This is a genomic window from bacterium (genome assembly GCA_027622355.1).
Lineage (GTDB): Bacteria > UBA8248 > UBA8248 > UBA8248 > UBA8248 > JAQBZT01.
Genome location: JAQBZT010000133.1, coordinates 1 through 7944 on the forward strand (window position 1 = coordinate 1; position 7944 = coordinate 7944).

Here is a 7944-nt window from a genome sequence, read left to right on the forward strand (position 1 = left end):
TTGCTGAGTTCTCCCGAAAAGGCGTCGAGCTTGAAGATGTCGATTTCCTCGCCCTTTTCCTCGTTGATGAGCTTGACGAGCTTCGCCCGGGCGTCCACGAGCGTTTTTTGCGTTTCCTGGAGGAAATCGTACACCTCCTGCGCGGCAATGGCGCCGTAGTAGTATTCGTGGACCTTGAGGATGATTTCCGTCTTTTTGAGCCGGACGCCCTCCTGCTGCACGCGGACGCCGCCCCGGGAAGCCTCCCGGAGCCCTTCGATCAGGCCGAAGGTGAAGAGCGGCTGGATGACGCTGAGCCGGGCGGACTGGAAAATCCCGATGGGGCTGTCGCCGTTGGTCCGGTCGGGCGATGAGAGGTGATTGCCGCGGGCGGCGGGGACGGGGCCCACAATTCCGAGGATTTCAACCTGGGGCCACCGGGCGGCGTCGGCCTGGCTCTGCTTGGCGCGGTAGATGTCCACATCCGCCTCGGCTTCCTTGATGGCCGCGTTGTGGCGCAGGGCAAGCGCAATGGCTTGATCGAGGGTCAGGAGCTGCCGCCCCGCCGCGGGCGTTTTCTTCAGCTGGATGCCTTCGGCCCCTTGGGCGGGTGATGCGGCCAGAACCAACACGAGCGCCAGAAGGGGCCAGGGCGCCAAAAATCTGCCTGTCAGTCTTTTCATTTCACTTTCTCGAAAATAAAGTTACCGATCAATTTTTCGATGTCGATCGGCGGCTCGGTTTCGCGGATGCGTCCCCCGGGAGGGATCGTCTGCTCCGCCCCGCCCGGACTGATCAGGATGTATTTTTCGCCCAAAAGCCCCTTGGTGCGAATAGAGGCGATGGTGTCGCGCGCGAGCTTGATGCCATTGTTGATGCGGAGGGTGACCGCAGCTTCGTCGTCGCGCAGGCCGATTTTTTTGACTTTCCCGATCCGGACCCCCGCCATTTCGACCGAGGCGCCCTCGGTGAGGCCCGAGACGGAGGTGAATCTCGCCGTGATGGCGTAGTTTGCCGTGTCGAAAAGGTCCACGCCGCCGAGCCGGATGGAGAGATAGCCCAGCGCGATGAGGCCGGCCAGGACGAACAGGCCGACTGCGATTTCCACTCCGCGGTGCCGCATGCGTTTTCCTTCCCTGCCTAGGGCAGAAGCGATGTCAGCGCGTAGTCGCCGATCAGAATCAGGACCGAGGAAAGAACCACGGCGGAAGTGGTGGCCCGTCCCACCCCTTCGGCCCCGTTACCGCAATGAAAGCCTTTATAACAGCATACCCAAGAGACAAGGATGCCGAAAGTGATAGATTTCCAGAGTCCGGCGGTGACGTCCAGCATCCCGACCTTCGCTTCCATTTGACTGAAGTAGGTTCCCGAGCTGAGCCCAAGGGATTTTACGCCAATGAGATAGCCGCCGAATATGCCCACCACATCGAAAATGGCCGTCAGGAACGGAAAGGCGATAAGCCCGGCCAGGAGGCGGGGGGTGGACAGCCGCTGAAGGGGGTCGACCGCCATGCTGCGGAGGGCGTCCACCTGCTCGGTGATGATCATGATTCCGATCTCGGCCGCCATGGACGAGCCGGCGCGGCCGGTGACGACCAGCGCGGTGAGGACCGGGCCGAGCTCGCGGATGAGGCTCAGGGCGACGGCGGGTCCCAGGAGCCCCTCGGAGCCGAATTTGCTGAGGGTGTAGTGCCCCTGGAGACCGAGCACCATCCCCGTGAACAGTGCTGTCAGGACCACGAGGGGCAGGGAGGTGGCGCCGATGGCATGGAGCTGGCGCAAAAGCAGGGAGTGGCGCCAGGGCGGAAGAAAGCACCAGCCCACCGTGCGCAGGAGGAAAATGACCATTCGGCCCATTGTGCCGAGCGTGTCGAGAGAGCGCCTGCCCAACTGTTCCACGGCGCCGATTGCGAATGAAGCAAACTGCATACTGCGTGCCTCGAGGTTTGGAACTGGAGAAATGGAACCGCCGCCTGCCGCGGGAGATAGGCGGACTTCGAAAGGTTTATCCGCGGCCGAGGGTTCGAAAAAAAACCTTCTCTAGTGTATCTTTCTTCCCGTCTTGATGGCAACGTGGAAAATCGCCTGAAAGAGGGCGCTTCCGCGCCCCAGATGGGGCATGGGCCGGGTTTTCGGGCAGGCGCTCCGCCTGCTGCGGAGGCCATTCGCGAAGAGGGTTCCGATGGAGGGAGGAAAGGGTCTGCGCTCGCTTTTCCGTTACCTGGAGTTCGGCGTACGCCTTCATCTGGAGGATTTCGCCAACCTGACGGGTGTGGTCCTTGTGGTCTTCCTTCCCTTCGCGGTGGTATCGATTGTCCTTCACCCCCCCCTGCGGGAGCTCATCCAGGGAGGCGGGAATCTTTTCGTTCTCCTTCCCCGCGTCATCCTCTCCCAGCTTCTCATGCGGGTGGCCCAGGCGTTTGTTTTCATTTTGCTCATTCTCAAGCTGGAGGCCCACCTGCGGGGCGAGGGGAATATCTGGGACATCGGCGGCGCCCTCGGGCGGTTCGGCCGGGTGGTGCGGGTGGACATCGCCTATGTGTTCGGAATCCAGGTGCTGGGCCTCTTCGTGCTCTGGACGGGGGTGATGGTGCTGAGCGTTTTCTTCGGGCAAAGCCCCATCGTTCTTCCGCTGGCGGTGACCATCGCGGGCGTGTTGACGATCGGGCCGGCGATCCGGTTTTATTTCTGCACGTTTTCCGCCTTGATCCACAATACCGATTTTGTCGCTTCCTTTCGCACTTCGGCCGAACTCTCATCGGGCGCCGAGCGCATGGTCGTCCTGATCGTGATGACCTTTCTGGTGGCGTGGTTTATCGTCATGCGGATTTTTCAGGGATTTTTCGGGGACGGCCTCTTCGGTCAGATCGTGGTCCAGGCCGGCGTGATGGCGTTCTCGATTCCGTATTATTTCGCGACCTACCGGCTCTATCTCGATCTCTCTCTTGAGGATTCCCGCCGCGCCGCGATGAAGGATCCGGAGGAGCCGCCATCGGGCGGGTCCGCCCCGGATGACGATCTCTCCCGTCTGGAATAAAGCTCAGTAAACGATTTCGAAGCTGAGGCCGTCGTAGGCCAGCTCGACCCCCTCCGGGAGGTTCCGGTTGGTCTCGTGGTATTCGAGTTCGTAATTCGTGTGGGTGAAGTAACATCGCTGCGGGCCGATTTCCGCTATCACTTCGAGCGCCTGCGCCACCGTCAGGTGGGTGGGGTGCGGCCGGTGGCGAAGGGCGTCCAGGATCAAAATTTCCACCCCTTCCAGCGCCTCCATTGCGGCCTCGGGGATTGCGTTGCAGTCGGTGGCGTAGGCGAAATTTCCTATCCGGAACCCCATCACCTGGGTGTTTCTCCCGTGATCGAGCGCGATCGGGAGGATCCGCAGTCCGGCCGCCTCGAAGGGCGATGTGTCCACCTCGATCAATTCGAGCTGCGGCTTCCAGCCCTCGTAGCCGTCGTCGGGCCCGAAGATGTAGCTGAAGTTCTGGCGAAGGGTTTTCGCCGTGTCGGGGAACGCGTAGCAATGGATCGTTTTTTTCATGAGGAAGTTGTACATCCGCAGATCGTCGATGCCGTTCGTGTGATCGGCATGGTGGTGGGTGTAGATAACCGCGTCCACCCGGAGCAGCGGGTGCCGCAGGGCCTGCTGGCGCAGATCGGGGCCCGTGTCCACGAGAAGATTCCCCCCCTCGCTCTCGATGACGATGCTGGGCCGCAGGCGCTGGTTCTTGGGGTCATCCGAGAGGCAGACCGGGTCGGTGCAGCCGATCGAGGGCACTCCGGTCGAGGTGCCGCAGCCCAGGACGGTGACGCGCGCCCTCATGCCACCGCCCCGGCCAGCGCTTCGGCCGCCCGCTCGACCCCTGCGCGGTCCACGTCCAGATGCGTGACCGCCCGCAGGAGGCCCTTTCCGGGAATCGAGAGCGCCACCCCGCGCGCCTGGAGCCTCTCGGCGATCGTCTCGGCGCTTTTTCCCGTCTCCGACACATCGAGGTAGACGATGTTCGTCGGGGTGCTCTCGTAGAGGTGCCGCACGCCCGGAATGCCGGCCGTCCGCTCGGCGAGGCGCTGGGCGTTGGCGTGATCCTCGGCCAGCCGCTCGACGTGGTGGTCGAGCGCATAAAGGCCCGCCGCGGCGAGGATGCCCGCCTGCCGCCAGACGCCCCCGAAGATTTTGTGGTACCGCCGCGCGCGGGCGATGAAGTCGGCGCTTCCCAAGAGCACCGAGCCCACCGGACAGCCGAGTCCCTTGGAGAGGCAGAAGTTCATGGTGTCGCAGGCGGCCCCCCATTTTCCGGGCGGAATGCCGCTTGCGACCGCGGCGTTGAAGATGCGCGCCCCGTCCATGTGGAGCGGGATGCCCGCCTCGCGGGCGAGCTCCTGAAGCGCGCCCAGCCCTTCGAGGGGAAAGATCGTGCCGCCGCCCGCGTTGTGGGTGTTCTCGGCCCAGAGGAGGGCGGTGCGGGGGTGCCAGCCTTCCTTGGGCCGAAGAGCCGCCTCGGCCGCCTCGCGGCGGTAGATGCCGCGCTCGGCCGGGACGAAGGCGAACTGGACGCCCGAGAGAAAGCTGCCGGCCGCCATCTCGCTGCGCACCGGGTGGCATTTCGCCTCCGAGATGATCTCATCGCCCGGCTGGGTGTGGGTCTTGATGGCCAGTTGGTTGGCCATGGTGCCCGAGGCGACGTAGAGCGCCGCCTCTTTGCCGAAGAGCGCCGCCGCGCGCCGCTCGAGCGCGGCGACGGTCGGGTCCTCGCCCAATGAGGAATCGCCCACCTCGGCGCGGGCCATCGCCTCGCGCATGGCGGGGGTGGGCCGGGTGGCGGTATCGCTTCTCAGATCGATCAAGGATTCGGGCACGCGGGTACCCTAGCCCGATTCGGGTTCTTGGTATTCAACGTCTTTGAACTGATCCACCGCTTGGTAGACTTTCCTTTTGACGAAGATGTCCATGAGTTCGGGGCAAAGGTGATTGTCTTTTACCTCGAAACGCAGGATCTGAATCGCCTTATCGAGCGGCGCCGCCTTTTTGTAGGGCCGGTCGGTGGCCGTCAAGGCGTCGAAAATGTCGCAGACGCACATCATCCGCGCCTGAAGGGGAATCTGCTCCTCGGTGATCCCCTGGGGGTAGCCCTCGCCGTTGAGCTTTTCGTGGTGCCCGTGCGCGATCTCGGGGATTCCGCGCAGCTCCCGCGTCCAGGGGATCTGGACCAGGAAGTTGAAGCTGTGCGAGGCGTGCGATTCGATCTCTTTGCGCTCGGCGGCGGTGAGGTTTCCCCGGCGGAGGTTGAGGGCCGCGAGCTCGGCCTCGGTGAGATAGGGCTTTTCCTCCCCGTCGGTGTCGATGAAGGTGATTTCGCTCAGCTTTTGGAGCCGTTCGAAATTTCCGTCGGGCATCATGGAGGGCACATCTGCCTCGAGCACGAGGCTGAGAAACCCGTCCACCTCGGCGAGCCTCTCTTCCATCTCCCCGCGGAGGCGCTCCATCTCTTCCTTGCTTCCCGCGAGGGCCGCTTCGAGCATCTTCTCCTGGCAGTCGGCCTGGAGGGTCCGGCGGATGAGGCGGAAGCGGATTTTCACCACCTCCAGCTCCATCGGGTAGAGTTTGTTCGCCTTCTGGAGGACGTGCTCGCGGACGCCGATTTTGCCGAAGTCGTGGAGAAGGCCGGCGTAGCGCAGCTCCTTGAGCTGCTCCTCGGTGTAGGTGACGTCGGCATATCTTCCTTGCTTGGTATTGCTAACGGCCTTCGCCAGGGCGAGGGTCAGATCGGTGACGCGCTCGGAGTGACCCGAGGTGATTGGGTCCCGTTGCTCGATGGCGTGCACGGAAGCCTTGACCAGCCCCTCGAAGGTTCTCTCGATGCTCTCGAGGAGCATGCTGTTTTCGAGGGAGACGGCGGCCTGGCTGGCGAGCGAGGCGACGATCTGCTCGATGGCGGGGTCGAAACGGGCCACTTGCTGCTCGGCAACTTCCGGCGTCTCGAGAGTGAGGTCCGCCGAGGGCTTCGCGTTGATGAGCTGCAGGACACCGGTGATCTCGTTCTTGTGGTCCTTCATGGGAACCACGAGCATGGATTTGCTCCGGTAGCCAACGCTTTGGTCGAAGCTCTTGTTGAAGCTGTACTCGACATCCTTCCGGAGGTTGTACACGTCGGGGATGTTAAGCGTCTCGCCCGTTACCGCCACGTAGCCGGAGATGCTCGCCTTGGTGGCGGGCATGACGAACTCCCGGAAGGGGATGTTCTTCGAGTCGTTCTGGGTGTGCTTGAAGCGAAGGCTCTTGTTGCCCTCCGCGTCCTCTTCGACGAGGTAGAGGCTCCCCGCGTCGGCTTTTGTCAGCTCACGGCTCTGGGTGAGGATGAGATCGAGCAGCCGGTGGTGGTTTTGTTCGGCGGAGAGTGCGATGCCGATCTGGGTCAGGTTGTCGATGTTGCGGGAGAGGGTCTCCCGCTCAACGCGCTCCTGGGTGGCGATGTACCGGGCGACGGCATGGCGGAACGCACCGAGAAGGCTGACGAGCATGCTCATCCGCTTCAGGGGGAGCTGCAGGGTGCCCGAAACGATGCTGGAGAGCGCGGCCTGGGGCGGAGTCTCGTTGCCTCCCTCCGGGATCAGGTAGAGGGCCGAGAGGGGAATCCGGTCCTGGGCCAGCTCTGCCAGTTTCCAGATCCCGTCGCCGGAGGCGAGGTCCTCATCAAGGAGGATGACGATGAGCGCACCGGCATCGCCGGGGATGTCAGCCAGCGATGAAATCTGCTTGAGGTGGATACCCTTTTCCTTCAGAAGGGCGGTCCATTCGCTCATATCGGTGCCCGCCGAATGGTAGACGAGCTTCCGGCGTTTTAATGCGATTTCTTCTTCGACCTCGATGAACGGGCTGTTTTCTTGTGTCTCCATCGCTCGCCGCCTGTCTTGATCCGGCCGGGGAACCCTGCGTGCGGGGAGGCAGGCGTCCCGGGCCCTCGGGGTTTTTGAATGGTGCTATTCTCGCACATCGGCGTGTTGCCGCCAACATAATGAAAGCGCGGCCCGGGGTTGCTGTAAAGAGTCCGCCGCCGGGCCGGGAGAGAAAAAGATGGACCCGAAAGGATATTCGCCGGATGCGGCGGCGCGGGGCCGGCGCTATCAGATGCGGCGGCTGGGCCTCGGGCTGGCCGCAGGTGCCGTGGAATGGGCCCTCACGGTGGTTTTTTTCCTGCTCGCGGCGCGCGCGGAGGGCTGGGGACTGAGGGCGGCGGGTCCCTTCTGGCAGGGGGCGCTTTTCTTCGCAGCGCTGGCGACGCTCCGGGGTTTGGTTTCGCTTCCGCTCGATTTCCGGGCCGGCTTCCGGCTGTCCCATTCCGCCGGCCTCTCGAACCAGACCCTCGGCGGCTGGTGGTCGGATCGGCTGAAGGGCTGGGGGCTGCAGCTGGTCCTCGGAGGAGTCGCCTCGGGCGGGTTTCTCGCGCTCACCGCCTGGCGCCCCGAGGGATGGTGGTGGCCGGCAGGGCTTCTCGCGATTGGCCTGGGCCTGATCCTCGCCCTGCTCAGTCCCGTCGTCCTGGCGCCCATATTCTTCAAGTTCAAACCGCTCGCAGACGAAACGCTCCGCGCGCGGCTCGAGGGGTTGCTCGAAAGGACGGGCGCCCGCGTGCGCGGCGGGGTGTGGGAGATGGACATGAGCCGCCGCACGAAGGGGGCGAACGCGGCGCTGGTGGGCTGGGGACCCTCGCGGCGGGTGGTGCTGGCGGACAATCTGGTGAACGAATACAGCGCGGATGAAATCGAGGCGGTGCTGGCCCACGAACTCGCGCACCACGCCGGGGGGCACATCCCCCAGTTGCTGGCGGGCCGGGCGGTTTTTCTCCTGGCGGGGCTGTATGTGTTCGAGGCCGCGCTGGGGGTGCCCGATCTCTGGGCGTGGGCGGGCGGCGCCCCCGAAGCGGGGATGCCCGCGCTCATCGCCGCGCTCTGGGTTTTTCTGACGCTCTG

At 63.9% G+C, this 7944-nt stretch carries 8 protein-coding genes; 2 read left to right on the top strand and 6 right to left on the bottom strand.

Going from position 1 to position 7944, the window contains the following annotated elements; translation table 11 throughout:
• From O2807_08900 to O2807_08910, 3 genes are all read right to left on the bottom strand, one after another.
• Positions 1 to 662: TolC family protein (locus O2807_08900; protein MDA1000613.1), on the bottom strand; the 662-nt coding region annotated here is incomplete at its 3' end.
• The gene (mlaD, locus tag O2807_08905) at positions 659 to 1102 is read right to left on the bottom strand and encodes an outer membrane lipid asymmetry maintenance protein MlaD (GenBank protein ID MDA1000614.1); all 444 of its coding nucleotides are present in this window, start codon (positions 1100 to 1102) and stop codon (positions 659 to 661) included. The genes O2807_08900 and mlaD, both read right to left, overlap by 4 nt.
• Before the next feature lie 17 nt (positions 1103 to 1119).
• Positions 1120 to 1908 carry an MlaE family lipid ABC transporter permease subunit gene (locus O2807_08910; protein ID MDA1000615.1) on the bottom strand — a complete coding sequence of 263 codons (789 nt, stop codon included), beginning with the start codon at positions 1906 to 1908 and terminating at the stop codon, positions 1120 to 1122.
• 253 nt (positions 1909 to 2161) lie between these two features.
• On the opposite strand from O2807_08910, the gene O2807_08915 reads away from it, so the two are divergent.
• On the top strand, positions 2162 to 3016 hold the full coding sequence (locus O2807_08915; protein ID MDA1000616.1) for a hypothetical protein: 855 nt from the start codon (positions 2162 to 2164) through the stop codon (positions 3014 to 3016).
• A 3-nt stretch (positions 3017 to 3019) separates the two neighbouring features.
• Here O2807_08915 and O2807_08920 read toward each other — a convergent pair whose 3' ends face one another.
• Genes O2807_08920 through O2807_08930 form a run of 3 tightly spaced genes read right to left on the bottom strand, consistent with a single transcriptional unit; the run spans position 3020 to position 6870 of the window.
• The gene (locus O2807_08920; GenBank protein ID MDA1000617.1) at positions 3020 to 3799 is read right to left on the bottom strand and encodes an MBL fold metallo-hydrolase; all 780 of its coding nucleotides are present in this window, start codon (positions 3797 to 3799) and stop codon (positions 3020 to 3022) included.
• Entirely contained in the window at positions 3796 to 4833 is a 1038-nt protein-coding gene (locus O2807_08925) for a GntG family PLP-dependent aldolase (protein MDA1000618.1), read from the bottom strand. The genes O2807_08920 and O2807_08925 overlap by 4 nt, the downstream gene beginning before the upstream one ends.
• Before the next feature lie 9 nt (positions 4834 to 4842).
• Positions 4843 to 6870: a GAF domain-containing protein gene (locus tag O2807_08930; GenBank protein MDA1000619.1), complete on the bottom strand. Its 2028-nt coding sequence runs from the start codon at positions 6868 to 6870 to the stop codon at positions 4843 to 4845.
• Between the two features lie 178 nt (positions 6871 to 7048).
• Here O2807_08930 and O2807_08935 point away from each other — a divergent pair.
• On the top strand, positions 7049 to 7944 hold an 896-nt coding region (locus tag O2807_08935; protein MDA1000620.1), incomplete at its 3' end, for a M48 family metalloprotease.

What these genes read in the sequence shown, in the direction of transcription:
- mlaD (MDA1000614.1), bottom strand. Translation starts at nt 1,102, where the DNA reads ATGCGGCACCGCGGAGTGGAAATCGCAGTCGGCCTGTTCGTCCTGGCC.
- O2807_08910 (MDA1000615.1), bottom strand. Translation starts at nt 1,908, where the DNA reads ATGCAGTTTGCTTCATTCGCAATCGGCGCCGTGGAACAGTTGGGCAGG.
- O2807_08915 (MDA1000616.1), top strand. Translation starts at nt 2,162, where the DNA reads ATGGAGGGAGGAAAGGGTCTGCGCTCGCTTTTCCGTTACCTGGAGTTC.
- O2807_08920 (MDA1000617.1), bottom strand. Translation starts at nt 3,799, where the DNA reads ATGAGGGCGCGCGTCACCGTCCTGGGCTGCGGCACCTCGACCGGAGTG.
- O2807_08930 (MDA1000619.1), bottom strand. Translation starts at nt 6,870, where the DNA reads ATGGAGACACAAGAAAACAGCCCGTTCATCGAGGTCGAAGAAGAAATC.